At 64.9% G+C, this 24,992-nt stretch carries 27 protein-coding genes, 1 other RNA gene and 1 pseudogene; 14 read left to right on the plus strand and 15 right to left on the minus strand.

The window, feature by feature from the left end; translation table 11 throughout:
• Nucleotides 1–126 precede the first annotated feature (126 nt).
• From MUK72_RS00835 to MUK72_RS00845, 4 genes are read left to right on the plus strand one after another with little or no spacing between them, the layout of a single operon-like run.
• On the plus strand, nt 127–1,761 hold the full coding sequence (locus MUK72_RS00835) for a CTP synthase (protein ID WP_244702773.1): 1,635 nt from the start codon (nt 127–129) through the stop codon (nt 1,759–1,761).
• A complete protein-coding gene (guaA, locus tag MUK72_RS00840) occupies nt 1,761–2,678 on the plus strand; it encodes a glutamine-hydrolyzing GMP synthase (protein ID WP_244702775.1) in 918 nt (305 codons plus the stop codon). The genes MUK72_RS00835 and guaA overlap by 1 nt, the downstream gene beginning before the upstream one ends.
• Before the next feature lie 12 nt (nt 2,679–2,690).
• Nucleotides 2,691–3,149, plus strand: a complete 459-nt coding sequence (locus MUK72_RS20395) for an NUDIX domain-containing protein (protein WP_425311074.1) — start codon at nt 2,691–2,693, stop codon at nt 3,147–3,149.
• Nucleotides 3,150–3,209: 60 nt separating this feature from the next.
• Nucleotides 3,210–3,548, plus strand: coding sequence for a DUF7126 family protein (locus MUK72_RS00845; RefSeq protein ID WP_244702777.1), 339 nt, complete (start codon nt 3,210–3,212; stop codon nt 3,546–3,548).
• Here MUK72_RS00845 and MUK72_RS00850 read toward each other — a convergent pair.
• From MUK72_RS00850 to MUK72_RS00860, 3 genes are all read right to left on the minus strand, one after another.
• Nucleotides 3,529–3,858: a hypothetical protein gene (locus MUK72_RS00850; RefSeq protein ID WP_244702779.1), complete on the minus strand. Its 330-nt coding sequence runs from the start codon at nt 3,856–3,858 to the stop codon at nt 3,529–3,531. The genes MUK72_RS00845 and MUK72_RS00850 overlap by 20 nt on opposite strands.
• A gap of 33 nt (nt 3,859–3,891) precedes the next feature.
• The gene (locus MUK72_RS00855) at nt 3,892–4,560 is read right to left on the minus strand and encodes an MBL fold metallo-hydrolase (protein WP_244702781.1); all 669 of its coding nucleotides are present in this window, start codon (nt 4,558–4,560) and stop codon (nt 3,892–3,894) included.
• A gap of 75 nt (nt 4,561–4,635) precedes the next feature.
• Nucleotides 4,636–5,454, minus strand: coding sequence for an aldo/keto reductase (locus MUK72_RS00860; RefSeq protein WP_244702783.1), 819 nt, complete (start codon nt 5,452–5,454; stop codon nt 4,636–4,638).
• A gap of 176 nt (nt 5,455–5,630) precedes the next feature.
• Here MUK72_RS00860 and MUK72_RS00865 point away from each other — a divergent pair.
• A pseudogene (locus MUK72_RS00865) lies at nt 5,631–6,332 on the plus strand (LAGLIDADG family homing endonuclease); the annotation flags it as partial.
• Between the two features lie 212 nt (nt 6,333–6,544).
• On the opposite strand, the gene MUK72_RS00870 reads toward MUK72_RS00865, so the two are convergent.
• Nucleotides 6,545–7,375 carry an IS5 family transposase gene (locus tag MUK72_RS00870; protein ID WP_244699519.1) on the minus strand — a complete coding sequence of 277 codons (831 nt, stop codon included), beginning with the start codon at nt 7,373–7,375 and terminating at the stop codon, nt 6,545–6,547.
• A gap of 98 nt (nt 7,376–7,473) precedes the next feature.
• Here MUK72_RS00870 and MUK72_RS00875 point away from each other — a divergent pair, with 98 nt between their 5' ends.
• Both MUK72_RS00875 and MUK72_RS00880 read left to right on the plus strand, forming a co-directional pair.
• Nucleotides 7,474–8,004, plus strand: a complete 531-nt coding sequence (locus MUK72_RS00875; protein ID WP_244702818.1) for a type I restriction enzyme HsdR N-terminal domain-containing protein — start codon at nt 7,474–7,476, stop codon at nt 8,002–8,004.
• Between the two features lie 152 nt (nt 8,005–8,156).
• Entirely contained in the window at nt 8,157–8,471 is a 315-nt protein-coding gene (locus tag MUK72_RS00880; RefSeq protein ID WP_244702820.1) for a cupin domain-containing protein, read from the plus strand.
• Here the strand turns inward: MUK72_RS00880 and MUK72_RS00885 are convergent, their stop codons facing one another.
• Nucleotides 8,472–9,095 (minus strand): MogA/MoaB family molybdenum cofactor biosynthesis protein, encoded by a 624-nt coding sequence (locus MUK72_RS00885; RefSeq protein WP_244702822.1) that lies wholly within the window; start codon nt 9,093–9,095, stop codon nt 8,472–8,474.
• A 105-nt stretch (nt 9,096–9,200) separates the two neighbouring features.
• Here MUK72_RS00885 and MUK72_RS00890 point away from each other — a divergent pair, with 105 nt between their 5' ends.
• Nucleotides 9,201–9,500 (plus strand): DUF7977 family protein, encoded by a 300-nt coding sequence (locus MUK72_RS00890; RefSeq protein WP_244702824.1) that lies wholly within the window; start codon nt 9,201–9,203, stop codon nt 9,498–9,500.
• A 246-nt stretch (nt 9,501–9,746) separates the two neighbouring features.
• Here the strand turns inward: MUK72_RS00890 and MUK72_RS00895 are convergent, their stop codons facing one another.
• A complete protein-coding gene (locus tag MUK72_RS00895; protein WP_244702826.1) occupies nt 9,747–11,327 on the minus strand; it encodes an acetolactate synthase large subunit in 1,581 nt (526 codons plus the stop codon).
• 94 nt (nt 11,328–11,421) lie between these two features.
• Here MUK72_RS00895 and MUK72_RS00900 point away from each other — a divergent pair, with 94 nt between their 5' ends.
• The 3 genes from MUK72_RS00900 to MUK72_RS00910 all read left to right on the plus strand — a co-directional run bounded on the left by MUK72_RS00900 (nt 11,422) and on the right by MUK72_RS00910 (nt 14,081).
• On the plus strand, nt 11,422–12,774 hold the full coding sequence (locus MUK72_RS00900) for an MmgE/PrpD family protein (protein WP_244702828.1): 1,353 nt from the start codon (nt 11,422–11,424) through the stop codon (nt 12,772–12,774).
• 45 nt (nt 12,775–12,819) lie between these two features.
• On the plus strand, nt 12,820–13,656 hold the full coding sequence (locus MUK72_RS00905; RefSeq protein WP_244702830.1) for a phosphosulfolactate synthase: 837 nt from the start codon (nt 12,820–12,822) through the stop codon (nt 13,654–13,656).
• Between the two features lie 86 nt (nt 13,657–13,742).
• Nucleotides 13,743–14,081, plus strand: a complete 339-nt coding sequence (locus MUK72_RS00910; RefSeq protein ID WP_244702839.1) for a DsrE family protein — start codon at nt 13,743–13,745, stop codon at nt 14,079–14,081.
• Here the strand turns inward: MUK72_RS00910 and MUK72_RS00915 are convergent.
• From MUK72_RS00915 to MUK72_RS00930, 4 genes are all read right to left on the minus strand, one after another.
• Nucleotides 14,078–15,001, minus strand: a complete 924-nt coding sequence (locus MUK72_RS00915; protein ID WP_244702842.1) for a sulfite exporter TauE/SafE family protein — start codon at nt 14,999–15,001, stop codon at nt 14,078–14,080. The two genes, MUK72_RS00910 and MUK72_RS00915, sit on opposite strands and share 4 nt — an antisense overlap.
• 257 nt (nt 15,002–15,258) lie before the next feature.
• Nucleotides 15,259–15,729: RNase P RNA component (gene rnpB / locus MUK72_RS00920), an RNA gene on the minus strand.
• 41 nt (nt 15,730–15,770) lie between these two features.
• Complete coding sequence (locus MUK72_RS00925; RefSeq protein WP_244702844.1) at nt 15,771–16,913, minus strand: nicotinate phosphoribosyltransferase; 1,143 nt, start codon at nt 16,911–16,913, stop codon at nt 15,771–15,773.
• A gap of 36 nt (nt 16,914–16,949) precedes the next feature.
• Nucleotides 16,950–18,440, minus strand: a complete 1,491-nt coding sequence (locus tag MUK72_RS00930) for an Hvo_1808 family surface protein (protein ID WP_244702847.1) — start codon at nt 18,438–18,440, stop codon at nt 16,950–16,952.
• A gap of 81 nt (nt 18,441–18,521) precedes the next feature.
• On the opposite strand from MUK72_RS00930, the gene MUK72_RS00935 reads away from it, so the two are divergent.
• A complete protein-coding gene (locus tag MUK72_RS00935) occupies nt 18,522–19,094 on the plus strand; it encodes a cysteine hydrolase family protein (RefSeq protein ID WP_244702850.1) in 573 nt (190 codons plus the stop codon).
• Here MUK72_RS00935 and MUK72_RS00940 read toward each other — a convergent pair whose 3' ends face one another.
• Both MUK72_RS00940 and MUK72_RS00945 read right to left on the minus strand, forming a co-directional pair.
• The gene (locus MUK72_RS00940) at nt 19,095–19,559 is read right to left on the minus strand and encodes a PaaI family thioesterase (RefSeq protein WP_004051969.1); all 465 of its coding nucleotides are present in this window, start codon (nt 19,557–19,559) and stop codon (nt 19,095–19,097) included.
• 42 nt (nt 19,560–19,601) lie between these two features.
• Nucleotides 19,602–20,471, minus strand: coding sequence for a DUF8155 domain-containing protein (locus tag MUK72_RS00945; protein ID WP_244702853.1), 870 nt, complete (start codon nt 20,469–20,471; stop codon nt 19,602–19,604).
• Nucleotides 20,472–20,564: 93 nt separating this feature from the next.
• On the opposite strand from MUK72_RS00945, the gene MUK72_RS00950 reads away from it, so the two are divergent.
• Together MUK72_RS00950 and MUK72_RS00955 are read left to right on the plus strand one after the other, a co-directional pair.
• The gene (locus MUK72_RS00950; RefSeq protein WP_244702856.1) at nt 20,565–21,239 is read left to right on the plus strand and encodes a lipoyl protein ligase domain-containing protein; all 675 of its coding nucleotides are present in this window, start codon (nt 20,565–20,567) and stop codon (nt 21,237–21,239) included.
• A gap of 24 nt (nt 21,240–21,263) precedes the next feature.
• Complete coding sequence (locus tag MUK72_RS00955) at nt 21,264–22,589, plus strand: dihydroorotase (RefSeq protein ID WP_244702858.1); 1,326 nt, start codon at nt 21,264–21,266, stop codon at nt 22,587–22,589.
• On the opposite strand, the gene MUK72_RS00960 is transcribed toward MUK72_RS00955, so the two are convergent.
• The 3 genes from MUK72_RS00960 to MUK72_RS00970 are packed head-to-tail and all read right to left on the minus strand — an operon-like array spanning nt 22,581 to nt 24,983.
• Nucleotides 22,581–22,937, minus strand: a complete 357-nt coding sequence (locus tag MUK72_RS00960) for a DUF7268 family protein (RefSeq protein ID WP_244702861.1) — start codon at nt 22,935–22,937, stop codon at nt 22,581–22,583. The two genes, MUK72_RS00955 and MUK72_RS00960, sit on opposite strands and share 9 nt — an antisense overlap.
• A 4-nt stretch (nt 22,938–22,941) precedes the next feature.
• Entirely contained in the window at nt 22,942–23,874 is a 933-nt protein-coding gene (locus MUK72_RS00965) for an ABC transporter permease (protein ID WP_004051964.1), read from the minus strand.
• Complete coding sequence (locus tag MUK72_RS00970) at nt 23,874–24,983, minus strand: ABC transporter permease (protein ID WP_004051963.1); 1,110 nt, start codon at nt 24,981–24,983, stop codon at nt 23,874–23,876. Before MUK72_RS00970 ends, MUK72_RS00965 begins: the two co-directional genes overlap by 1 nt.
• Nucleotides 24,984–24,992 lie beyond the last annotated feature (9 nt).

Genomic DNA, 24,992 nt, shown 5'->3' on the forward strand with positions numbered 1-24,992 from the left:
GGAATGATGAATCATAGCAATAGACAAAGAAGGCCGGACTAGGAGAAGACGAATGGAAACGATGAGATGATCGGTACGCGTTGGTAGCTCCGAAACGTCTTTCCCTACCGGTTGCTCACCGTTGCTATGCCGACCGATTCGGGTCCCGCCTCGGGACCGAAGTTCGTTTTCGTCACAGGTGGTGTAATGAGCGGCCTCGGAAAGGGGATCACGGCCGCGAGTACGGGTCGATTGCTCGAAAACGCCGGATTCGACGTGACGGCAGTAAAGATCGACCCCTATCTCAACGTCGATGCCGGGACGATGAACCCCTACCAGCACGGCGAGGTCTACGTGCTCAAGGACGGCGGCGAGGTCGACCTCGATCTCGGCAACTACGAACGGTTCCTCGACGCGGACATGACGTTCGATCAGAATATCACGACCGGCAAGCTCTACAAGAACGTCATCGAGAAGGAGCGCGCCGGCGACTATCTCGGGAAGACGGTCCAGATCATCCCGCACATCACCGACGACATCAAGCGCCGGATTCGGGACGCCGCGGCGGGCCACGACGTCTGTCTCATCGAGGTCGGCGGCACGGTCGGCGACATCGAGGGCGGCCCGTACTACGAGGCCATCCGGCAGTTCGCCCACGAAGAACGCGATGAGGACGTTCTGCTCACCCACGTCACCCTCGTTCCGTACTCGAAAAACGGCGAGCAGAAGACCAAACCCACCCAGCACAGCGTGAAGGAACTCCGTTCGATCGGACTCCAGCCGGACGTCCTCGTCGGGCGCTGTGAGGACGAACTCGACGCCGACACGAAGGAGAAGATCGCGCTGTTCTGCGACGTGCCGACCGACGCGGTGTTCTCGAATCCCGACGTCGAGGACATCTACCACGTGCCGCTGGTGGTCGAGGAGGAGGGGCTCGACGAGTACGTGATGGACAGGTTAGGGCTCGCCGACGACGCCCGGCCGAAAGCCGAACGCGCGAGCCAGTGGCGCGACATCGTGACCCGCGAGCAGTCCGGGACCGTCACCGTCGCACTCGTCGGCAAATACGCGCTTGAAGACGCCTACCTCTCGATCCACGAGGCGCTCAAACACGCGGGGCTCGAACACAGTACCGACGTCGAGGTGCTCTGGGTCGACGCCGAGGAGATGGCGAACACTCACGAACAGCGCCTTCGCGAGGCCGACGGCATCGTCGTGCCGGGCGGGTTCGGCACGCGCGGCACGACCGAGAAGATCGCCGCCGCGCGCTACGCCCGCGAGAACGACGTCCCCTTCCTCGGGCTCTGTCTCGGCTTTCAGATGGCCGTCATCGAGTACGCCAGAAACGTCTGCGGGCTCGACGACGCACATTCGACGGAGATGGAGGCCGAGACGCCCCACCCGGTCATCGGCCTGTTGCCCGAACAGTACGACGTCGAGGATCTCGGCGGGACGATGCGCCTCGGCGCGCACGAAACCGACATCCAGGACGGAACGCTCGCAGCCGATCTCTACGGCAAGCACTGTACCGAACGCCACCGCCACCGCTACGAGGTCAACCCCGAATACATCGAGGAGCTGGAGTCGGCCGGCCTCCGGTTCTCGGGCCGGGCGAACAACCGGATGGAGATCCTCGAACTGCCGGACCATCCGTTCTTCTTCGGCACGCAGTTCCATCCCGAGTTCCGCTCGCGACCCCAGCGAGCGAGCCCACCCTTCGTGGGCTTTCTCGACGCCGCGATCGACGAACGCGAGCGGCCGGTCAGCGAGGTGGAAGCCTGATGGTCGAAGTAGAGCAGTTCATCGACGAGGCGATCGCCGAGATCGACGAGCAGGTCGGCGATGCGGACGCCATCATCGCCCTCTCGGGTGGCGTCGACTCCTCGGTGGCGGCCGCGCTCGCCTACGAGGCGCTCGGCGATCAGCTGACCCCGGTCTACGTCGACACCGGACTGATGCGCAAGGGCGAGACCGAACAGGTCGAGGAGACCTTCTCCTACATGGAGGGGCTCCGGATCGTCGACGCCCACGAGCGGTTCCTCGACGAGCTCTCGGGAGTGACGGACCCCGAGGAGAAACGCGCGATCGTCGGCGAGCGGTTCATCCGCGAGTTCGAGCGCGAGGCGCGCGAGGCCGACGCGGAGTATCTCGTCCAGGGGACGATCTACCCCGATCGCATCGAGAGCGAGGGTGGAATCAAATCCCATCACAACGTCGGCGGACTGCCCGAGGTCGTCGACTTCTCGGGCATCGTCGAGCCCGTGCGCGAACTCTACAAGGACGAGGTCCGCGAGGTCGCCCGCGCGCTCGACCTCGACGCGCTGGTCGCCGAGCGGATGCCGTTCCCCGGTCCGGGGCTCGCGGTCAGAGTGCTCGGCGAAGTCACCGAGGAGAAGCTGCAGGTGGCACGCGAGGCGACGCACATCGTCGAGGAGGAGTTGGAGGAGTACGATCCGTGGCAGGCGCTCGCGGCGGTCATCGGCAAGGCCACGGGCGTGAAAGGTGACAACCGCGTCCACGGCTGGGTCGTTTCGGTCCGCGCGGTGGAGTCGCGCGACGGGATGACCGCCCGCGCCCAGGAACTTGACTGGGCGACGCTCCAGCGCCTCCAGAGCCGGATCACCGGCTCCCTGGAGAACGTCTCCCGGGTCGTCTACGACGTCACGCACAAACCGCCCGCGACGATCGAGTACGAGTAGCGTACCGTCCACATGACGATACGCACCGCTCGATTCTGTCCGGACTGTGGAACCCCACTCGACCCGCAACAGTTCGAAGGTCGACAGAGACGGTACTGTCCGGACTGTGGACAGCTGATCTTCCAGCAGCCGATACCTGCAGCCGGAATCGCAGTCGTCGACGAGGGAAGTGTCCTTCTCATTCGGCGAACGGGACCGCCCCATGCGGGTTCGTGGGCGATTCCTGGAGGCGTCATGGAGCACGACGAAAGAGCCGAAGAGACGGCGGTCCGGGAACTCGAAGAGGAGACGAATATCGTGGCATCGTCGTCCGATCTCGTGCTTTTCGATACGTGGCAACAGGAACTCCAGATGAAAACGTGTACTCCGTTACGGTCGGCTATGCCGTTTCACTGGCCGAGACGACCAGCGAGCCGAAAGCAGGATCGGACGCGGAAGCGGTACAGTTCTGGCAACTCGAAGGAGACATGAACGGGACGTTGCGACCTGGAGAGGTACGAAGAATGAAACGAGCAATCGAGGCGGTGTGAGATGAGTGAGATCAAGGCTGTTTTCGTCGGCCCCGACCCCGAAGGACTCGGCGATGCACTCAAATCGGAGGGGTTCGACGTGACACGCATCGACGGTATCGCCAACGGGTCAGCGCTCGAAGAGGCCGGTATCGACGCGGCCGAGCTGTACGTGCTCACCGATGTCGGCCAGGCGACCTCGATCCCGGTCGCCGTCGACCGCGCCGGCGAGCTCCACGTCGTCGTCTACACGCGCGAGTCGTTACCCGAGTTCGCCAAGGGTCAGGCCGACCTGCTGCTCGACCCCGCGCTGTTCGATCCCGAAACGGTCGCCGAGGAGCTCACCGGAACGACGCGATGACGTCCGCGGCGCTCTCGTTCCCGTCGACACAGCGCTCGTTGTAGGTCTCCATGAACTCGCGGGCGATGTCGATCGCGCTGTCGCGACCATCGATCCCCTCGCGAACCGGTTCGGTCATCTCGCGGTCCTCGTCGACGACGTTGAGCCGCCAGACGTCCTGGTCCGTGTCGGCGGTGTTCGTCGCCGGCTGGATGTGAACCTCGATTCCGTCACGCTCGTAGCGGATCGGCTGCTGTGGGTTGTACTGGCCGGCCTGTGCGTCGGTGTCGGGTTGCTCCCAGCCATCAGGGAGTTCGTCACCGTTGGTCATGCGAGACCTTAGCATCTGGATCGGTAAAATTCCTCAGTTGGCGGCGAGGTCGGCGAGGCGCTCGTCGCCACCTCGGCAGAAGGGCACGCCGTGGCCCATGCCGAGCGCATCGAATGCCGGCGCGCGCTCGACGAGCGATCGGATGCTCGTGGCGACTGCGATGGTATCGTAGCTCACGAGCCACGAAGAGGGCGCGAGCGCACCGCGATCCTCGAAGACGAGATCGCCGAGAAAGCCCGCTGAGCGCTCCTCGCTCACGAACGCGGTGTGGCCAGGCGTGTGTCCCGGCGTGTGATAGGCCGTGAACGAGCCCACCTGCTCGCCGTCGGCGATCGGTTCGATCGAACAGTCCGGCGTGCGCACGAACGGTCCCGAAACGCGCTGGAGCAACCCCTTGTGGTTCGAGAACGGTGGTTTCCGCTCGCCGGTGAGGACGGCAGCGTCGGCCGCGCCGGCACGGATCGTCGCATCGAGATCCGGAAGCCGCGCGAGCGCGCCGGCGTGGTCGAAATCGTAGTGCGTGAGCAGGACGCGCTCGACGTCCCCGACCGTGTGGCCGGCGTCCGCGATGCCGGCTTCGATGGCGTGGGCGTCGAACGGCGTGCCGGCATCGACGAGCGTGAGTACGTCGTCTTCGACGAGATAGGCGTTCACGCCGGTCAGTTCGAACCAGTGGATGCCCTCGGCGAGCTCGGTTGCCATGTGGGGACGAGGAGCGCGACGGAGGAAAGCATCAGGGGTGATCGGAAGAAAAGAGGGAGGGAGAGGGGAGGAAACTCAGAACGGCAGTCGTGCGCGGAGGAAACTCGACGCGGTGCGCGAGATGGATGGTCGCCGGATGGCGCGCAGCTCCTCGTCGGTGAGTTCGAAGTCGAACACCTGGAGGTTGGCTTCGAGATGCGCGGGACTCGTCGATTTCGGGATCGTCGAGACGTTGTCCTGTTGGACCAGCCAGCGGAGCGCGACCTGTGCGGGGGTCTTGTCGTAGCGCGTGCCGATCTCCGCGAGGAGGTCGTCGTTCACCGCGCCGCCGTGAGCCAGCGGGCTGTAAGCCGTCAGCATGAGATCGTTGATCTGGCAGTAATCGACCAGCGTCGACTGATCCCAGAAGGGGTGGTACTGCACCTGGTCGGTGAGGATCGACGCGTCAGCGTGCTCGCGGGCGGCGTGGAGGCGCGAGAGGCCGAAGTTCGAAACGCCGATATGGTCGACGAGTCCGTCATCGACGAGGTCGTCCATCGCGCCGATCGTCTCTTCGAGCGGTGTGCCGGTGTTCGGCTGGTGAATGAGCAGCAGGTCCACGTAGTCGGTTTCGAGCTTCCGGAGGCTCGCGCGCGTCGACTCTACGACGGAATCGTGATCGCGGTTCGACGAGCCGAGCTTCGTCGTCAGGAACAGTTCGTCACGATCGACGCCGGATTCGGCGATGGCCGCGCCGACCTGGCGCTCGTTGCCGTAGGCCTGGGCGGTGTCGACGTGGCGATAGCCCAGTTCGAGCGCCGTCGCCACGGCACGCCGGCAGGTCGGCCCCTCCATTCGCCACGTGCCGATCCCGAGCGCCGGGATTTCCGTGTCCTGAACGGTAACGTACTCCATACTGGGGTGGGGGACGGAAAGCGTAAAACACTCCCGCCTTGTGTCATTAGGTATCTTTAGCACCTTTTGATTGTCTATTTGTCATTTATCGACGGGCGAATTTATGATTCAAAAATTTGACCTCTTGTTTTGAAATGCTAGCAATCTATTTAGTGTAGAACCTCACCAACATGACTATGACCCGTGCAGAAAACGCTGGACTGATCGACGATTTCGGAGAGTTCTATCGCGACTACTACTCTGACGAGATCGATGAGCTCGCTCGGCAGTATCCCAACGAACAGCGATCACTCTTCATCGACTGGGACGATCTCTACCAGTTCGACCCGGATCTCGCTGATGACTACCGCTCGCAGCCGGCACAGCTACAGGAGTACGCCGAAGAGGCACTCCGGCTGTACGACCTGCCAGTTGACGTGGGACTCGGGCGCGCACACGTCCGAATTAGGGGCCTCCACGAGACCACCGAAATCCGGAAGATTCGCGCGCGTCACCGCGGTCAGCTTCTCTCGATTCAGGGGATAGTACAGAACGCGACCGAGGTTAGCCCGAAGATCACCGAAGCCGCCTTTGAGTGCCAGCGCTGCGGGACGCTGACTCGGATTCCACAGACAGACGGCGGTTTTCAGGAACCCCACAAGTGTCAAGGCTGCGAGCGCCAGGGCCCCTTCAACATCAATTTCGAGCAATCGGAGTTCGTCGACACCCAGACGATTCAGCTCTTCGACGATCCAGAGAGTCATTCCAATGGAAGGTTCCCGCAAGAAATTGAAGTCCATCTTGAGGACGACATCACAGGCGAGACCGTGGCTGGCGACAGGATTCGAGCAAATGGTGTCCTCTACCTCGACCAAGAGAAGGACGGCAATCGAGGCAGCGTGCTCTGTTGATCGACAGACAGCGAAGGGGTGGGGTAGCTGAATACAACTCTTAGCGGCTCTAACCAATGATTCGACGTGACACACGATGCAAAAACATAGATTTGCGGTTGGGTTAGAATTAACAGATTTGATAAAGATCGGCGGATGGATCGGCGTATCGCTGGTGATGCCTCTCAGACCATCTGACAGAGAAAGAGCGGGCGGCGGCGTTAGCCGACCGCCCGCGAGAGGTTATGGATTATGCACTTCCGAGTCAGCTCTCGAAATTGCCCGTGCCACGTCCTTGTGTGGAGATTTTCGCCATCATCTGCCTTCAGCATCGAAAAGACGGTTTCGCTCATTGACCGCTGATTGTAGAGGTCATCGTCGATCCGGGCGTTGTGAGCCTTCTGCAACGGGGATTGCTCACAGTGCTTGATGACCGGACGCGTGGCTTCTTTCCGACACTTCTCTCGAAGCTCTTTCCACGAGTACATCTTATCCGCGAGGAGTTCCCGCAGGTCTCCGGCGTTCCGCCGGAAGACCTGCAACCCGATATGCCCGTCGTAGGCCTTCTTCGTCGTGAAATGAACGTCCCTGATCACCAACGACTCCGTGTCAACCAGAACCGTGGTTTTCATCGCCTGAAACGAGTAATCCGCCCGCTTGCGGTAATGATGGCTTGCCTGACCACGCTGGAAGCCGCTGGCATCGATTGCTCCAGTTCCCGAGAAGCCAGCCTGCTCCGCCGTTCTGCGGAGCAGGCTGCGGAGCGTCCGCATCGAGATCTCCTTCTCCCAATTGCAGAACGACGTGTGATCCGGCGACTTCTCCAACCCGAACACGTCGAGAATCCCGGGCATCTCGTTGAGATAATCTTCGAGATGACGGAGCGGCTTTCCGATGTCTTCGCGCAGAAGCAGTAACGCGATTTTGTTCCACTCAGCGTGCTCGCCGTCGCCGTCGCCGTCTTCGTCGGCGACGGCAGGCGCGTCTGGATCCTCCACGTGTTCTTTGGCAAGTTTTCGATACTTCTTCGCGCGTTGTCGTAACCGCTCCATACCGCAAGAGGGCGTCCAATTCCCCTGAACTCAACGATAGAATCGCCAGACGGAACCGGCGATCAACAGAGCAAGGCAGCGCGGTCTTCGGGCACTATATGGGCGGAATTTCGGTTGAACCTCTCGAACGCAAACGGTCAGCTGAAAGTCAGAATCAGGCGGCGTCAATCGTAGATCTCGACACCTACATAGACCTCGCCGCTACCGCTATCAGCACTCTTCCCGGTGATGCTCGTGAGGAGGAAACAAAAGCCAAGTTGATCACACCGTTCGTTGAGGCGCTCGGGTGGAACAAATACGATGGAACAGAAGTCCGCCTCGAATACACGGACTCGATGACATCGCTCCGTCCAGACTATGCGCTTTTCGGGCCGGAGTCAGAGACCCCCGACGTGATCGTTGAGGCCAAACAACTCAGTACAGATCTCGACAAAGGGGAACAGCAATTGTGCAACTACTTGCGTGTTTTCGCCGCAAAGTGGGGCATCCTGACTAACGGTAAAGAGTTCTACGTGTACCGCCACGGCAGCGACAACGACCTTCCAGAGAAGCTCGTAGAGATGCAGGTGAAAGACCTTTCGCAGGCGAATATCGTGGATTCGCTACGACGAAGCGCCTTCTACGACTAATCGATACTCGACCCCATACGAGGCGATAGGATGGTCCATTCCATAGTACCTCCACGAACTCCGCGGCATCAATATGATTCACTGTTAGTCGTCCACTACTCCATTGGCTCACTGTCCGAAACAGCTACGGCGTTCGCCCCTGTCGTCGAGATATGCTCGACCAATATCCCGATCTCGACCCCGAGGCGGGCGAGGTGCTGACCGAGGAACTCCACGCGAGCGACGACGTGCTCGTGAAGGCGTTCGCGCTCGGTCCCGACGCGGAGATCGAACCGCACGAACACGAGGGGGCGACCAACGTCTTCCACGTCCTGAAGGGCAGCGTCGTCGTGACTCGTGACGACGAGGAAGCAACCGTCACCGCACCGGGCATCGTCGCGAACGAGCGCGGCGCGGTCCACGGCGCGCGCAACGAGGACGAAGAGCTGGCGGTGCTCACCGCGAGTCTCTGTCCGCTGCCGTCGTAGCTACTCGTCCACGTCGTCTTCGTCCGTTTCGTCCGCCGCATCGGCATCGCCGTCGGCCTCGTCGTTCGTCGTGCGTCCGGCGAGCCCGGCGAGGTGGGCCGCCTCCTCGGTGATGATCCCCGCGCCGAGACGGGCGGCGTTCTCGCTACCGGGCAGGCAGAAGACGGGGACGCCGTCGACGACGCCGCCGGTGGCACGAGTGGCGACGACGCGCGTGCCGATCTCGTCGCGCGAGCGCGCGCGGAACAGTTCGCCGAAGCCCGGGAGTTCCTTCGAGAACAACGGCTGGACCGCCTCGATCGTCACGTCGTCGGGCGTCACGCCCGTACCGCCGGTGGTGACGATACAGTCGACGTCCTCGCGGCCGGCAAGCGCGTCGACCGTCCCCTGGACCGTGTCGTACTCGTCGGGGACAAGCTCGCGCGTCGGCACCTTGTCGTCCTCCTCGACGGCCGCAGCGATGGCATCACCAGCCGGATCGTCGTCGAGCGTCCGCGAGGTCGAGATCGTGACGACGGCGATGCCGACCGGCCCGAACTCGTGTTCGTGGGCGTGGACCGCCTCGTCCCCGTGATCGTGATGGTCATGCCCATCCGAACCGTCCTCGTCGTGTGAATCAGCCATGTGGGAGGGCGGAGTGCCCGGGACAAAACTCCCCATGCTTTTGGTCGTGCCGACCCTCGAATCGGGCATGTACCACGGCACGCCGGGCCGACGGGGCGGGCCGCGATGAGCGACGACGGCTACGTCCACGACCCGGAGGCGTTCGACGACGACCGTCCGCGCAGCGAGTACGACGAGGCCCGCGCCCGCGCCGCCGACCAGGAGTTCGACTGGCGCGGCTGGGTGCTCGTCGGCATCATCGTCGTCGCCTTCCTGGTCGTCCCCGGGCTGATTCTCGCACTCCCGCACGCCGGCGGGCTGCTCGCCGCGGTCGGGCTGACGTGGCGCGACACCTTCCTCGTGCTCCCGCTCGCGCCCGCGGTCGCGCTCGGCATCGCCGCGATCTGGGCCACCGCACGCGCCTAACCGATCACACGAAACATCGAAGAACGACGTCGCTGTACGGTCGGCGCGCGGGAGCGCCCGGAGGGTGCGACTCGCGCGAGGGATGAGTGAGCGACCGGAGGGAGCGAGCGAATCGGCTGGGGAGGCGTGTGGCTTGCGGTCCTCATTTGTGTCAGGATAGAGGTGGTTGGAGAGCCAGCAACGACTATCGAGACATCCGCCGGGAGCAACAGCGAAAATCGACGCACTGGCGCGACGACCGGTTCGTCATTCCACCGGGACTTCGACGAGCGACATCTCGTCGCCCGGAACGACGGTTTCGAGCGTCTCGCCCAGCTCGTCCCAGCTCTCCGGACGGTACGCGTCGATGCCGAAGCTCTCCGCGAAGGTGACGAAATCGGGGTTCGTGAGAGCGGTCCCGGTATGCTCGCCGCGGTGATCCTCCTGCTTTGCCGAGATGAGACCGTAATCGTCGTCGGTGAACAGCAAGATTGTGAACCCACAGCCCAGTCGAGTGGCGGTCTCGATCTCGGCGGCGTTCATCAGGAAGCCACCGTCGCCGGTGGCGGCCACCACATTGGAATCGACGGCGAGGTCGGCGGCCACCGCGCCCGGGACGGCGATCCCCATTGTCGCCAAGCCATTGGAGATGATGCAGGTGTTCGGCTCGTCGGTCGGGAAGTTCTGGGCGATCGCCATCTTGTGGTTGCCCGTGTCCGAGACGAGGACGTCCTCGTCAGCCATCGCATCCCGAAGGAGGGGGAGCGTGCGGCGAATCGAGAAGTGTTCGTCGGGGTCGGGGCGGCGCGTCACGTCCGCGACGATCGACTCGCGGAGGTCGGCGTACCAGTCGGTATCGGTCTCGATCGTCGTGTCGGTTCGCTGGATCGCGCGCAGCCCCGCCGAAACGTCCGCGACGACCTCGACCTGTGGGTTGTAGTGGGCGTAGACCTCCGCCGGCTCGAAATCGAGATGGATGATGCGCTTTTCCTGGTGTGGGTTCCAGTTCTCGGGATCGTGCTCGGCGATGTCGTAGCCGACGGCAAGGACGACATCCGCTCGATCGATGGCGCTCGCGGCCTGACCGTCCGCACCGGAATCGAGCGTCAACAGTGAATGATCGTCGGCGTCCGAGACTGCGCCCTTGCCCATGTAGGTCGCCACGACGGGGATATCGGTCTCGGCGACGAACGAGCGCAGGCGTTCCGACGATCGAGTGCGGATGCCGCCGTTGCCCGCCAGCACGATCGGGCGGTCGGCGTCGGCGAGCAGCGCCGCGGCGCGCTCGATCGCCTTCCCGTCGGGGCTCGGTCGGCGCACCCGATTGCGCGACGGGAGCGGTCGGTGGTCGGTGTCGGTGGCTGCGACGTCCTCGGGGAATTCGAGATGGGTCGCACCGGGTTTCTCGTGTTCGGCGAGTTTGAACGCCTTGCGCACCGATTCGTTGACGATCTCCGGATCGGAGATCCGCGTGTTCCACTTCGTGATCGGCGCGAACAGGTTGACGACGTCGAGGTTCTGGTGGCTCTCCTTGTGGAGGCGTTCGAGTCCGCCCTGACCGGTGATGGCGACGACCGGGCTCTTGTCGAGGTGGGCGTCGGCGACACCGGTCAGGAGGTTCGTCGCACCTGGTCCCAGAGTGCTGAGACAGACGCCGGCATCGCCCGTGAGCCGGCCGTGGACGTCGGCCATGAAGGCCGCGCCCTGTTCGTGGCGGACGGGAACGAACTCGATCGTCGAATCGCGCAGCGAGAAGAGGATCTCCTCCAGCTCCTCGCCCGGCAGGCCGAAGACGTACTCGACGCCCTCGACTTCGAGACTCTCGACGAGCAGGTCGGCAGCGTTCATGCCGGCGGGACGCACCCGCCGCACATCATTCCACCGGCGCTCGCGTGGTCGGTGGCCGGGGAAAGCTTTTGCGCCCATCGGTGATAGAACAAGCATGACGACCACCGAGGAGCTGGCCGACTTCGTTGGCGACGTCGCCTACGACGAGTTCTCCGACGACGTACGCGAAGAGCTCAAAAAGCGCGTGCTCGACTCCGTGGGAATCGCGGTCGGCGCGCTCGGGGCCGACGCGACCGAGAGCGTCCGCGAGACGGTCGAAGAGACCGCCGGCGGCGATGCGGCCCGCCTCTGGGGGACTGACGGGCGCGCCAGCCCGACCGGTGCGGCGACGTACAACACCAGCCTCACGCGCTATCTCGACTTCATGGACTCGTTTCTCGCACCGGGCGAGACGCCACACCCGAGCGACAACATCGGGAGCCTGATCGCCTGCGGCGAACACGCCGACGCCTCTGGTACTCAGCTCATCGAGGCCGTGGGGACGAGCTACGAGATACAGGGCGAGCTCGCCTGGAACGCACCCGTGCGCGATCGTGGCTACGATCACGTGACCCACACCGTGATCTCGGCGGCCGCCGGCACAGGAAAAATCCTCGGACTCGATCACGAGCAGCTCCGCAACGCGGTCGGCATCGCCGGCACCGCGCACAACGCGCTGCGCGTCACCCGGACAGGCGGAATCAACGAGTGGAAGGGGATCGCAAGTGCGAACGCCGCCCGGAACGCCGTCTATTCGGCGCTGCTCGCGCGAAACGGGATGGAAGGGCCCGTCAACCTCTTCGAGGGCCAGAAAGGCTGGAAACAGATCATCTCGGGCGACTTTTCGGTCGATCTCGACTCGTCCTGCGAGCGCGTGTTCGATACGATGACCAAACGCTACGTCGCCGAGACCTACGCCCAGTCGGCGGTCGAGGGCGTCATCGAACTCGCCGAGGAGGCCGACATCGACCCCGAACAGGTGAACTCGATCCATCTCGACACCTTCCACGGCGCGAAGCTCATCATCGGCGGCGGCGAGGGGAGCAGATACGAGGTCGAAACGAAGGCCCAGGCCGACCACTCCCTCCCATACATGCTCGCGGCCGCGCTCATCGACCGCGAGATGACCAACGACGCCTACGACGAGGAGCGCATCCAGCAAGACGACGTGCAGGAACTGCTCAGGACGGTGGAGGTCGAGGAGGACGAAGAACTCACCGAACGGTTCGAGAACGGCGAGATGCCCGCGGTCATCGACATCGCGCTTGCCGACGACTCGACGCGCCACATCGAGAAGGACGCGTTCAACGGCCATCCGACGAATTCGATGACGTGGGAGCAAGTCGAGGAGAAGTTCACCACGATGACCGAGGAGCGATACGACGAGGATCACAGACGGGAGATCATCGACACCGTCGAGAATCTGGAGGAACACGACGTGGCCGACCTCACCGCGTTGCTCGACTGAACAGTCACGAACAGCTAAGTGACCGGCCTGTGAACACGAACGGGTATGGCAGACAGACCGTTCGACAGGGCCTTCGACTTCCTGCACGTCAACGAGCGACCGGAGAAACCCCGCGAGAAGGGGATCACCGAGATGCGCGGGCCGTACTACGATCCGATGGGCCCCCGCGAGCTACGGGACATCCTCGAAACGATGGGCTGGTACGTCGATATCTACAAGTTCTCGGGCGGGTCGTTCTCGCTGATGCCCGAAGAGGCGGTACGCGAACTCATCGACATCTGCCACGAGTTCGACGTCAAGGTGTCGACTGGCGGGTTCATCGAGAACGTCCTGATCCGTGACAACGACAAAGTGGATCGGTACGTCGAGGAGTGCGCCGAGATGGGCTTCGACATCGTGGAGATCTCCTCGGGATTCCTCGCGATCGACGCCGACGACATGGTGGCGATGACGGAGATGGTGTCGGAGGTCGACGGCGTCGAGCCGAAACCCGAGATCAACGTCCAGTTCGGCGCGGGCGGTGCCTCCGATCCCGAAGATCTGGAGGAGGGCCAGCAGGACCCCGAGATGGCCATCCGCGAGGGTGAGCGCCATCTCGACGCCGGTGCGGAGCTCCTGATGGTCGAGGCCGAGGGGATCACCGAAGAGGTCGTCGAGTGGCGGACGGACGTCGCCTATCGGATCGCAAACCAACTCGGGGCCGAAAACTGCGTCTTCGAGGCCCCCGGGCCGGAGATGTTCGAGTGGTACATCAAGAACTTCGGCCCGAACGTGAACCTGTTCGTCGACAACTCACAGATCGTCGAGCTCGAATGCATGCGCTCGGGGCTCTGGGGCAAGACCACCAGCTGGGGCCGTACCACGACCTACAGCGAGGACTGAGGCCACGCGGTCTTTCGCCGCAGGGCCACGGTGCATGGCATGCCGGAACCCGACGGTTTTGGGATACTGGCGCTCGTTTCTCCGGCGTGAACGTCGTTTTCCACCACACTGACGACGACTCGGAGCTCCACGCGCGCGTCACGGGCAACATCGGGAACCTACTCGACGACGAGACCATCGCAACCGACGACGTGGCGCTCGTTTCGAACGGTGGCGGCATCGCACTTCTCATCGAGGACTCGCCGGAGCGCGAAGCGGTCGAGGACCTCCAAGAGCGAGGTGTCGTGTTCAAACAATGTAGCAATACGCTCACGGACATCGACACCACGGAGAACGATCTCATCGACGGTGTCGAACTCGTTTCGTCAGGTGTGGGCGAGATTGCCCGACTCGAAGCGGCGGGCTACGTCTACATCACGCCTTAGAGGAACAGCGCCGGGATCGTGTTCCGGAAGATGTTGAGCGAGATGATGAACAGTAGCCCGATGACGAACCACGTGAATTTCTGCTCGTCGATCTCGATGCGTCGGAGGTAGGTTCCCAGGAGGAGCCCGACGATGGCGACGACGGCGATGACCGAGCCGAGCCAGAGGCGATAGGGAGTCATCAGATCGGTGAAAAAGGTCATGAGGACGATGCGGGTGGCGAAGATCGTGCCGAGCGCCATCGATAGCCCGCCGATGTATTTCTCGGCATCGCGCTCGAAGGTGTGGAAGTACGCCGGCAGCACGGGCCCGAGGTTTGCGGCGGCGAGCAAGAACCCCTCGACGAGCCCGATCGCACCCAGCGCGATGGGATGATGGGCCTCCTCGATGACGACGAAGTTCTCGACGATCTGGAAGACGACGTAGCCGAGAATGATGAGGCCGATGAGAAACGGCACGAGCGGGCCGGTGCTGAACTCGGTGAGAAAGATCACGCCGATGACGGTGCCGATGATGGCGAGGATCATCAGCGGCCACTGCTTGCGGACGAACTCGATGCCGGTTCCGGTGTCACCCATCTGAAAGACGTTGATGATCAGCGGCGGGACGGCGAGGACGACCACCGCGAGCGTCGGGTCGATGACACTCACGAGGACGGGCGTGACGATGAGCGAGAACCCGAACCCGAGCATCCCCATGACCGTTCCGCCGAGGATTGCAACGCCGATGAGCAGGGCGAACAGACCCCCCGAGACGTTCGATTGAATTCCCTGCGTGACGTTCTCCACCCCCGGGAAGAGCACGATCGCCGCGGCGATGGCGACGAAGGTCGCACCCGTCATCAGCACTTCGCGATAGTGAAAGTGGGTGAGATTGTCGATGAACTGTGCGACGTCGATGCTGGATTCACGTGTGCCCATTCGATGAATACTCCTCGAAGATGGCCGGTAACGTGCCGACCGCGCTTGAAGAGAGACAGGAGTGGTATACCTATGGGGGCGCGGTCCGCGGAGAGAACTGCACGTATGCGGGTCGGGTCGTTTCCGACCGATCCGTTGCCAACGCGGCTTGTCGGGACGCTATGGTCGATACGGCCTGCTCATGGCTGTCATGGAATTCGGCAATATTTGTGAGTTTCGTGGAAGAATGCGACACCGATCGGTCGTGTCGAGAACATGGCTGAGAGGAGTAAGCCCCCTTCTGTTCGTCCCGGCATTCGGCTGAGCGTCCACGTCCCTGCCGGGCTACCGTGCGGCCGACCCGCGTGGCGTGGACTTGCACCGGTGAGGATTCGCCGTTCCATCCGTTCTCCACCCTCATCCCTCGGCGGGTTAGCTCCCCGTTGCTTTGTCCGGCCAGTGGCCGTTTTGCGTCGGGTTCGCACGCTCGCGGCTGGCTCGCGGGCGGTGCCCGCTCGCTTCGGGGCGCACGATGCACCCCGTGCCGCTCGCGCCGAGACGGTGGCGATGCCACCGCCCGCGCCTCATCGGTCGGGTGGAGGGGTCTCGTTGCTGTTCCAGCGCCGACGGTCTCCCGTCCCGGGGTTTCCCCGGTCACCTGCCCGGCGGTGGGGGGACTTTCCTCGCGTGCGTACCCGCTGGCACGTGCGTGCCTGTCGGTACGCCGCGGTGGCCGGGCTCTCTCTGCCGGTTCGGAGTAGGCCCGCAGTCGTCAAAAGCGGTTCGCTCGTCACGCGAAGTCGACCGCCGCGGCGTCCGCACTGGCACGGTCGATCGCTGCGTCGAGATCGAACTCCCGGACGAGTTCGCCGTCGCGGAGCAGCGGTTCGAGCAGCGGTTCGCCCGCGCTTTCGGTGCCGGCGAGTGCGACGTGATGGCCACCGTCGTCCGTGCGATAGACCTGCTTCTTTCCGGAGAGTTTGCCGCGTTTGGCGGCGGGCTCGCCGTCGATTGCGACGATATCGAGCGCGAAATCTACCGGGTCCGCGTTCGAGACGTAGCCGCCGACGCCGAAGCCCGCGGCGACGTCGCGGAGATCACGAAGTGCGTCGGGGTCGAGACCACCGCTGACGAACACCTCGACATCCTCGCGCCCGCGTGCGTCGAGCTCCCAGCGCACCTCGCGGATGATGTGCCGGATGTCGCCCCGCCGGGAGCCCGTCGTGTCGATGCGCACGCTGTCGAGATTCTCGCCGAGCGCGTCCGCCGCACGGAGGACTTCGTCGGCCTCGTCCGAGTAGGTGTCACAGAGCGTGATCCGTGGCACGGAATCGGCGACGGCCTCGTCGAAGGCCGTCCACGCTGCCTCCTGATTGCCTTTGCCGAAGGCGATGACGAGCGCGTGGGGCATCGTCCCGCTCGCCTCGCGACCGAGCAGCTCGCCCGCGGCCACGTGCGAGAAGCCGTCGAACCCGCCGAGCAGCGCGCTCCGCTCGACGACGGCCGCGATCGACGGATGGACGTGGCGCGCGCCGAAGCTCAGTAGCGACGCATCGGGAGCCGTCCGACGAGCGCGCAGCGCGTTCGTCGCCATCCCCGAGGCCTGCGAGAGAAATCCGAGGAGGGCAGTCTCAAGCCGGGCGAAATCGAGATACGAACCCTCGATCGACATGACCGGGCCGCCGTCGAACAGTTGGCCCTCGCGGAGTGCATCGACGGCGACGTCGCAGCCATCGAGCAAGCGGGCGGCGTCAGCGATCCCCGCGAACACCTCGAACTCGCCCGTCGGGAACTGATCGGCGGTGACCTCGGCGACGACGTGCGGGTTCTTCCCGGCGTGATCGAGCGTTTCGACGGTGCGCTCGAAGTAGGCGTCGGTCGCGCGACCCTCGCGGATGGTCTCGGGGGTGACGATGTCGAACGGCTCCGGCATGGGGAGAGTGCTCGGGCGATCGACAAAAACCATTCGTCACCCGCGCGCGTGGACCGCGTCGAGCGCCGATGGCTGCGGGGCATTGACGATGGTCACGGTGTCGCCCTGCCGGGAGATCCGGAAGGCGTCGGTGAAGGGGCTTGACCGCTCGATCTCCCAGACGCCCTGCCGACCGAGAACGCGCTCGCCACCCCAGTGACTCAGCAGTTGGCGGTAGCCACGGACGAACTCGCGGGCCTCTTCCGGCGAGTCCCAGGCGAGTTTCCAGACGTAGCCCGTCGACCCGTCGTTCTCGTAGACGGCCATCCGATCGCCGTCCCAGCCATCGGTGGGGGCGAGCCCATACTCGAAGGGATCGGTCCGGTTGACGCTCCGACCCTCGGAGTTGATGAACTCGTCCGGCCGAACGACCGACGAGCGGTTGTAGTCGTCGTAGATGGTGTAGCCGAACATCGCCGACAGCCCCGACTGGCCGAGCGTGGCGTAGTCCGGGCGGCCGTTCGGGCGGACCCGCTCCCAGCCGCCCGCGGTGCGATCACGAACGGTGAGGTTCGTCGGCGTGTCGGTACCGTACTTTTCGGGATGGATGATCTGCTCGGAGCTTGCGGGGATCTCATCGTAGAGATCGTTCACGCCCTGCCAGCCCGCGCGGTCGTAGACCGCATCGACGAACGCCGGCCCGTCGGCGTACGGGAAGTATTCGAGCGCGTAGACCCCGAGATGGAGGTCGCCACCACCACCGCTCCCGCCCGCACCGCCGACGTCGAGACAGCGCCACTGACTGCCACAGCGCTTCTCGTACCGTCGCTGGACGTAGTTCGCCTCGCCCTCGACGAGTCCGTTGCGGGCGTTGTAGCCGTCACGGGTCGGCGGTGCGCCCTGTGAGAGGTTGAACTGCTGGTCCTGGAGCGCGTGGACGAGTTCGTGGGCGAGCGTCGAGCGCCCGAGTTTCGGGGTCTCGCTATCGGAGACCACCACGATCGAGTCGTTGCGGGGGCTGTAGTAGCCGAGCACGTTCTGGTTACTGTTCGACTGCTGGACGGCGAGCGAATCGTTCTCCTCGCCGATGAGAAACAGCGCCTCGAACTTCGCGTTGTCGAAGATCCGGAAGGCCGGCGAGCGCGCCCCACCGCCGGTCGCGTTCGGTGGCCCCTGGAACTCCTCGCGCGAGATGACCTCGACCGGCACGGTACTCTCGAACTCCAGCTCCCGAACGCGCTCGATACGGGCCATCGTCCGGTTGACGAGTGCCGACTGTTCGCTCTCGTTGAGACCATCCGTCCCCGTGACGGGGATCGACTCGTTGTACCAGTAGCCACCTTCCCAGCCGAGTACGTCGTCGGCGGGGTCGGCGAGGTTCCGGGCCGGAGCATCAGCGGTCGCGGTAGCGGTTCCGGCATCGCCGGCCCCGCCCGTCCCGGTACCGTTCGGCCCACCGGTCGTTCCCTCACCGCCGATCGAGAAGGGGACGCTGCAGCCGGCGAGAACGACGAGAACCACACAGAGGACGGCGGCGCGGGGTCGCATTGTCCGAGACGGGGGCGCTATAGCCAAAAAAGCCCCGGCTGGCGAGCAAAGACACTTGTCGAATCCGGCGATAGGACGGGTATGCAGTTCGATCCAGACCGAACCGCGGTCGTCGTGGTGGACATGCAAAACGGGTTCTGCCATCCCGACGGCAGCCTCTACGCCCCGGCGAGCGAGCAGGTTATCGAACCGATCGCGGAGCTGGTCGAGGGAGCCAGAGAAGCGGGTGCAGCCGTGCTCTACACTCGCGACGTCCACCCGGACGAACAGTTCGCGGACAACCACTACTACGACGAGTTCGAGCGTTGGGGCGAGCACGTCGTCGAGGGGACGTGGGAGACCGAGATCGCCGACGGGCTCGACATCCGGGAAGACGACCACGTTGTCGAGAAACACACCTACGACGCCTTCCACGACACAGAGCTGGAGGGCTGGCTCGACGCCCGCGGCATCGACGACCTCCTGTTCTGTGGCACGCTCGCGAACGTTTGCGTGCTCCACACGGCCGGCAGCGCCGGTCTACGCGATTTCAGGCCGGTGCTCGTCGAGGATGCGATCGGCTACATCGAGGAGGACCATCACGAGTACGCGCTCGATCACGCCGACTGGCTGTTCGGCGAGGTCACCGACCGCGAGGAGATCGAGTTCGTCTGATCAGGGGCGGAACAATCGGTAGGCTCCCTGTCCGGTGGCGACGGGTTTGGTCTCGCCGTCGGGCGTCTCGCTCTCGACCGTCACCGCGGAGACGCCGACGCTCGTGCCCGCCCGGATCACCTCGGCGGTCGCCGTCAGATCGCCGGCGGCCGGCCGCAGGTAGTTGACGTTGAGGTTGATCGTCGAGACGCCGCCGTTGATCGGGTCGTCGAGCGCGGGCCGGAGCGCGATGCCGCCGGTGGTGTCGATGAGCGTCGCGGCGATGCCGCCGTGGATGCGGGCGGGCATCTCGTTGCTCTCGCCCGGCCCGGAGTTCGTCAGTTTCGTGTCGAACGGGATCGTCATCACGAGTTCGCCGTACTCGATCGACTCGACGCGCGCGCCGAGCCACGACAGATAGCCGTGGGCGTCGACGTAGCGCTGGAGGAGATCGGTCGTCTGGTCGGGAACGTCGGCATCGCTCATGGCGGTTCGTGACTGGCGATCGGTTTGTACCCGTCGGTAGCGTCAACCGAGTCGTACGGGGTCGTCGCTCGGCCGGAGTTCGATCTCGACCGACTCGCCGACGGCGAACTCTCGCTCGGGACAGACGAGTTTCGCACCGAAGGTGTCGCGAGCGCAGAACAACGACAATCCGGTTATCGGCGCGCCGTTCGCGATGATTTCGAGGCCGTTCCAGGACACATCGCGGTCGGTCGTGTGGCCGACTTCCCGACCGAACAGCGAGACCGGTCCATCGCGGCCCCCGTGCGCACCGCCGCCCGCGTAGTGGACGAGCCCGCCGTCGAGAACCCCGCCCCCGTCGCTCGCGATGCCGACGAACCGCTCGCCCGGTTCGGGGTGGGTGGGTGCATCCAGGACGGCGTAGGTCGCACCGCTCTCGACGACTTCCCCGACCCAGTCCCAGTCGAGTCCATCCATGTCGACGCCGACGGCGAGCGGTTCGGACCCGCTCGCGCGGGAGAGGTTCGCGTCGGGATCGCGGAATTCGAGATGGACGTGGTTGTCGACCCACGGCGCGAAGAAGCCAGCACGGACGAGTCGACCCATCCCGTCGCCGATTTCGAGCACGTCGCCCACCGCGACCGACGGCTCGACGTGGAGGATGCGCGCGACGTACTCGCCCGTATCGACGAGCACAAGGTGGTCGTTCTCGGCGGCATAGGGTTTCGACGGTGCGCGCACGGTCCGGGTGTCGAGCACCTCGCCGGCGACGGGTGAGGGAGCGATCGAGCGATCGCCGTCGGTCGCCGGGCCGAGTCCCGCGTTGGGATAGAGATCGACGGCGCAGCCCCGCTCGTGGGCGACGTAGGGTGAGTTGTACAGCGAGAAGCGCCGAAAGAGCGAGAGCGCGTCCGCCGAGAGGGTGACGGCCATCGCCGACCGAAGGGCGCGTGAGCGTTTATACAGACCGTTGTATCGTCTGGATGCTCACAACAACCCCTTAGCCTTCGCTCTCGTACTCACTCCATGCGCGTCTTCGACGGCCGGGCCGCCGACATCGACGCCGACAGGGAGCGAACCCGGACGATGTTCGCGTTCACGAAGGAGACCGGCGAGCCGGCCGTGCGCGCGTGGTGTCCCCACCGACAGGTGGCGTTCGGACGGCGCGACGCCCGCGCTGACGGCTACGAGGAGGCAAGGCGGGCCGCCGCTGACAGGGGGTTTCCGGCCGTCGAACGGGCGGTCGGTGGCCGAGCGGTCGTCTACACGGGTTCGACGGTCGCGTTCGCGCGCGCCGAACCCACCGACAGGCGGGCGATACAGCGACGGTACGACCGGGCAAGCAGCGATCTACAACGCGCCTTCGACCGTCTCGGTGTCGAGGCGCGCCCCGGCGAACCGCCTGACTCGTTCTGTCCCGGCTCGCACTCGCTCCAGGCGAACGGCAAGATCGCGGGGCTTGCTCAACGCGTCACGGACGAAGGAGCGCTCGTCGCCGGCATCGTCCTCACTCGTGACGCCGACGCGATCGCCGACGTGCTCGCTCCCGTCTATCGCGCGCTCGACGTACCGTTCGACCCCGCGAGCGTGGGCAGCGTCGAACGGGCCGGCGGCGAGAGCGAGCTCGCGACCGTCGCCGACGAGATCGAGCAGGCGCTCGTCGAGGGCTATCGAGAGGACGCGGGCGATCGACAGGATTAGGCCCGCAGGCACGCCAGCGAAGGCATGTTGATCCAGGACGCGACGCTCGCCGACGGTCGGCGGCGCGACGTTCGTGTAGAAGGCGAACGCATCGCGGCCGTCGAACGCCGGCTGTCGCCACGCGACGACGAACGAATCGTGGCTGCCGACGGCAAACTCCTCCTGCCGGGGATGATCGACGCACACGTCCACTTCCGCGAACCGGGCTTTCCCGACAAGGAGACGTGGGCGAGCGGCAGTCGGGCGGCGGCCGCCGGCGGCGTCACCACCGTCGTCGATCAGCCGAACACGGAACCGCCGACGATCGACGGGGAGCGGGTCGCCGAAAAGGCGGCGCTGGCCGCCGATTCGCTCGTCGATTTCGGTATCAATGGCGGCGTCACGCCCGACTGGAATTCCGACGAACTGCTCGCCGAACCGCTGTTCGCGCTCGGCGAGGTCTTCCTGGCCGACTCGACGGGCGAGATGGGCATCGACGCCGACCTGTTCACGGACGCGGTCGCGGCGGCCACCGAACACGGCATCGCCGTGACCGTTCACGCCGAGGACGCCGACGAGTTCGACGAAAGCGTGCGACCTTCCAGCGAGGATGCCGGGGACGGGCAGCGCCAAGGAGCGAACGAACGCACGGACGCCGACGCCTGGAGCGCCTTCCGAACGCCCGAAGCCGAACACGCCGCCGTCGAACGCGCCTGCCGGGTCGGCGAGGAACTGGGTGCACAGCTCCACGTCGCCCATACGAGCACCCCCGATGGTATCGACCGTGCGAAGAGAGCAGGGATGACCTGCGAGGTGACGCCTCACCACCTCCTGCTTTCGCGCGACGATCTCCCCGAACTGGGTACGTTCGGACGGATGAACCCGCCGCTGCGCAGCGAGCAGCGGAGAGAAGGGGTCTTCGAGCGCGTCGCCGACGGGACGGTGGACATCGTCGCGACCGATCACGCGCCCCACACCCGCGCCGAAAAGGATGCCGCGATCTGGGACGCACCGAGCGGCGTGCCGGGCGTCGAGACCGCCCTCCCGCTCCTCCTGGCCGAGGCTCGCGAGGGACGACTGAGCTACGAACGGGTGCGCGATCTCACGGCGGCGACCCCCGCAGCCGTGTTCGATCTCCCGCGAAAGGGGCGGATCGAGGCGGGCAACGACGCCGATCTCGCCCTGTTCGATCCCGATGCGACGCGCGAGATCAGGGGCGAACAGCTCCACTCGAAGGCCGGCTGGACGCCGTTCGAGGGCTGGGACGGGATCTTCCCGGAGTGGACGATGGTGCGTGGCAAGACGGTCTATCGGAACGACAAGGACGAGGCGTTCGGCGACGCACGCGGCGAAAACGTCCGCTCAGGGTAGTAGCGGCGTCACGATCACGACGCCAGCCATCACGCCCGCACCGAACCCCGAAAGGCGGGTCATCGCCCGCCGGGAATCGCGTTCGGTCCAGTCGGAGTTCGTGTCGAGGCGACGCTGGAGCCCCTCGATACTGCGGCCGGCGAGCGCCGAGCCCGACCAGCCGAGAATTCCGAACCCAAAGGCGAGCGTCCCGATCGCGAACGTCTGCGTGCTGGCGGTCGTCGGATCGTCGAGAACGGCGATCACGACGGCAGCGATCCCACCTAAGACGATTCCGACCGCGCCCGCGGTGGCGACGAGACGAAGTCGGCGACGGAGCCACGCGAGCAGCGGATCGTAGCGAGCCATCGACTCACTCGACGGTCTCGCGCATCCGCGGGTCGAGCGCGTCGCGCATCCCGTCGCCGAGCAGGTTGAAGCCGAGCACCGTGACCGCGAGGAACAGTCCCGGGAAGAAGGAGAGCCACCAGTCGCCGGTCAGCAGCCCGTTGCTGACGCCGTTTTTCAGCATCAGCCCCCACGACGGCGTGCCGGCCTGCGCGCCGAAGCCGAGGAAGGACAGTGCTGCGAGATCGATGATGGCGAGCCCGAAGTTCAGCGTGCTCTGGACGGTGATCGGCGCGAGACAGTTCGGCAGCACGTGGCGAACGAGCACGCGCGGATCGCGCGCGCCGAGCGCCACTGTGGCGTCGATATACTCGTCTTCCAGAACCTTGAGTGCGGCACCGCGAACGACGCGCGCGAAGCGGGGCGTGTAGACGAGCGTGAGCGCGATGACGACCTTCGACAGCCCCGCGCCGAAGATGGCGACCAGCGCGAGCGCCAGCAGTAGCGACGGAAAGGCGAGGAAGACATCCATCGTCCGCATCACGACGTTGTCGACGACGTCGCCGTAGTACGCGGCGATGATACCGAGCGAGATACCAAGCACCGTGGAGGCACCGACGACCAGCACGCCGAACTTGAGCGCCAGCCACGCGCCGTACAGCACGCGCTTGAAGATGTCGCGCGCGGCGGCATCGGTACCGAAGAGGAACTGATCGAGCGCCGCGGAGCCGAGCCAGCCGGGCGGGGCCTTGTTCGGATGTGCCGCGAGCTGCGACTGTGAGATGGCCCCGAGATCGAGAAACAGTCGGGCGTAGACGCCGAGGAGCACCATCCCGAGGATGATGCTCAACCCGATGATCGCGAGCCGGTTCGAGAGCAGTTCCGAGAGGAACGGCGAGGCGCGCAGTCGCTCGACGATGCCCCGACGGTCGGCCGTGGTGGAGGTTTCGGTCGCCATTATTGTTGGATCCGTGGGTCGAGATAGCTGTAGGTGACGTCGACGCCGAGGTTCACGAGCGTAAAGAGCAGCGCGAACACCAGTACCGTACCCTGGACGAGCGGGTAGTCGGTCGCACCGATCGCCGCGACGAGCAGCTGGCCGATGCCGCCGATGCCGAAGACCGTCTCGGTGAGCACCGCCCCGCCGAGCAACGTGCCGAACTGGATGCCGATCACGGTGATCACGGGGATGAGCGCGTTCCGGAGCCCGTGTTTCAGTATGGTGATCCGCTCGCCTTGGCCCTTCGCGCGCGCAGTACGGATGTAGTCCTGGCGGATCACTTCGAGCATCGACGAGCGCATCATCCGCGACAGCAGCGCCATCGAGTAGATGCCGAGCGTCAACACCGGCAGGAGCAGATGTTGCACCGCCGAGATGAACGAGGCGTAGTATTCGGTCAGCGACGCGAACGCGCCGAGCCCCTCGCCGTAGAGGATCGACTGGACGAACGCGCCCGTATCGAGGATGAACGTATCGATCGACACCATCCCCGTCAGCGGGAGCTGCGTGCCGAACAGCACCCAGTGGTCTTCGAGGAAGAAGGTGCTACCGATGCGCCCGCTCGTCGGCAGCCAGCCGAGGAAGGTCGCGAAGACGAGCAGAACCAATGGGCCGCTCCAGAAGATCGGGACCGAGATACCCGTCAGCGCGCCGATGCGGGTGACGTGATCGGTCAGCGAGTCCTGTTTGACCGCCGAGAGCACGCCGAGGGGGATCCCCAGCAGGATGGCGGTGATCTGGCCGTAGATCGCGAGCTCGATCGTCACCGGCAGACGGTCGGCGAGCACGTCCCAGACGGGGCTGCCCTTGGCGATCTGGTAGGACTGTCCGAAGTCGAGCTGGGCGGTGTCGGCGAGGAATCGGCCGTACTGGACCCAGATCGGGTCGTTCAGCCCGAGCTCGCGCCGTAGCTGGACGACCTGCTGGGTCGGCGCGCGCTGGCCGAGGATCACCCGCGCCGGGTCGCCCGGCGCGAGATGGAGGATGGCGAAGACGACCGTCGCCACGCCGAACAGCACCGGCACCAACAGGAGGAGACGTTTCGCGATGAACCGCTTCGAGACCATATAGATCGT

The sequence above is a fragment of the Halococcus dombrowskii genome (assembly GCF_022870485.1).
Classification (GTDB): Archaea; Halobacteriota; Halobacteria; order Halobacteriales; family Halococcaceae; genus Halococcus; species Halococcus morrhuae.

Excerpts from the sequence above, each read along its gene's own strand:
- MUK72_RS00900 (WP_244702828.1), top strand. The coding sequence starts at position 11,422 with ATGACGACCACCGAGGAGCTGGCCGACTTCGTTGGCGACGTCGCCTAC.
- MUK72_RS20395 (WP_425311074.1), top strand. The coding sequence starts at position 2,691 with ATGACGATACGCACCGCTCGATTCTGTCCGGACTGTGGAACCCCACTC.
- MUK72_RS00960 (WP_244702861.1), bottom strand. The coding sequence starts at position 22,937 with ATGGCTCGCTACGATCCGCTGCTCGCGTGGCTCCGTCGCCGACTTCGT.
- MUK72_RS00885 (WP_244702822.1), bottom strand. The coding sequence starts at position 9,095 with ATGGCTGATTCACACGACGAGGACGGTTCGGATGGGCATGACCATCAC.
- MUK72_RS00890 (WP_244702824.1), top strand. The coding sequence starts at position 9,201 with ATGAGCGACGACGGCTACGTCCACGACCCGGAGGCGTTCGACGACGAC.
- MUK72_RS00935 (WP_244702850.1), top strand. The coding sequence starts at position 18,522 with ATGCAGTTCGATCCAGACCGAACCGCGGTCGTCGTGGTGGACATGCAA.
- MUK72_RS00860 (WP_244702783.1), bottom strand. The coding sequence starts at position 5,454 with ATGGAGTACGTTACCGTTCAGGACACGGAAATCCCGGCGCTCGGGATC.
- MUK72_RS00915 (WP_244702842.1), bottom strand. The coding sequence starts at position 15,001 with ATGGGCACACGTGAATCCAGCATCGACGTCGCACAGTTCATCGACAAT.
- MUK72_RS00880 (WP_244702820.1), top strand. The coding sequence starts at position 8,157 with ATGCTCGACCAATATCCCGATCTCGACCCCGAGGCGGGCGAGGTGCTG.
- MUK72_RS00970 (WP_004051963.1), bottom strand. The coding sequence starts at position 24,983 with ATGGTCTCGAAGCGGTTCATCGCGAAACGTCTCCTCCTGTTGGTGCCG.
- MUK72_RS00850 (WP_244702779.1), bottom strand. The coding sequence starts at position 3,858 with ATGACCAACGGTGACGAACTCCCTGATGGCTGGGAGCAACCCGACACC.
- guaA (WP_244702775.1), top strand. The coding sequence starts at position 1,761 with ATGGTCGAAGTAGAGCAGTTCATCGACGAGGCGATCGCCGAGATCGAC.
- MUK72_RS00870 (WP_244699519.1), bottom strand. The coding sequence starts at position 7,375 with ATGGAGCGGTTACGACAACGCGCGAAGAAGTATCGAAAACTTGCCAAA.
- MUK72_RS00845 (WP_244702777.1), top strand. The coding sequence starts at position 3,210 with ATGAGTGAGATCAAGGCTGTTTTCGTCGGCCCCGACCCCGAAGGACTC.
- MUK72_RS00955 (WP_244702858.1), top strand. The coding sequence starts at position 21,264 with ATGTTGATCCAGGACGCGACGCTCGCCGACGGTCGGCGGCGCGACGTT.
- MUK72_RS00835 (WP_244702773.1), top strand. The coding sequence starts at position 127 with ATGCCGACCGATTCGGGTCCCGCCTCGGGACCGAAGTTCGTTTTCGTC.
- MUK72_RS00895 (WP_244702826.1), bottom strand. The coding sequence starts at position 11,327 with ATGAACGCTGCCGACCTGCTCGTCGAGAGTCTCGAAGTCGAGGGCGTC.
- MUK72_RS00905 (WP_244702830.1), top strand. The coding sequence starts at position 12,820 with ATGGCAGACAGACCGTTCGACAGGGCCTTCGACTTCCTGCACGTCAAC.
- MUK72_RS00855 (WP_244702781.1), bottom strand. The coding sequence starts at position 4,560 with ATGGCAACCGAGCTCGCCGAGGGCATCCACTGGTTCGAACTGACCGGC.
- MUK72_RS00965 (WP_004051964.1), bottom strand. The coding sequence starts at position 23,874 with ATGGCGACCGAAACCTCCACCACGGCCGACCGTCGGGGCATCGTCGAG.
- MUK72_RS00950 (WP_244702856.1), top strand. The coding sequence starts at position 20,565 with ATGCGCGTCTTCGACGGCCGGGCCGCCGACATCGACGCCGACAGGGAG.
- MUK72_RS00940 (WP_004051969.1), bottom strand. The coding sequence starts at position 19,559 with ATGAGCGATGCCGACGTTCCCGACCAGACGACCGATCTCCTCCAGCGC.
- MUK72_RS00930 (WP_244702847.1), bottom strand. The coding sequence starts at position 18,440 with ATGCGACCCCGCGCCGCCGTCCTCTGTGTGGTTCTCGTCGTTCTCGCC.
- MUK72_RS00875 (WP_244702818.1), top strand. The coding sequence starts at position 7,474 with ATGGGCGGAATTTCGGTTGAACCTCTCGAACGCAAACGGTCAGCTGAA.
- MUK72_RS00945 (WP_244702853.1), bottom strand. The coding sequence starts at position 20,471 with ATGGCCGTCACCCTCTCGGCGGACGCGCTCTCGCTCTTTCGGCGCTTC.
- MUK72_RS00925 (WP_244702844.1), bottom strand. The coding sequence starts at position 16,913 with ATGCCGGAGCCGTTCGACATCGTCACCCCCGAGACCATCCGCGAGGGT.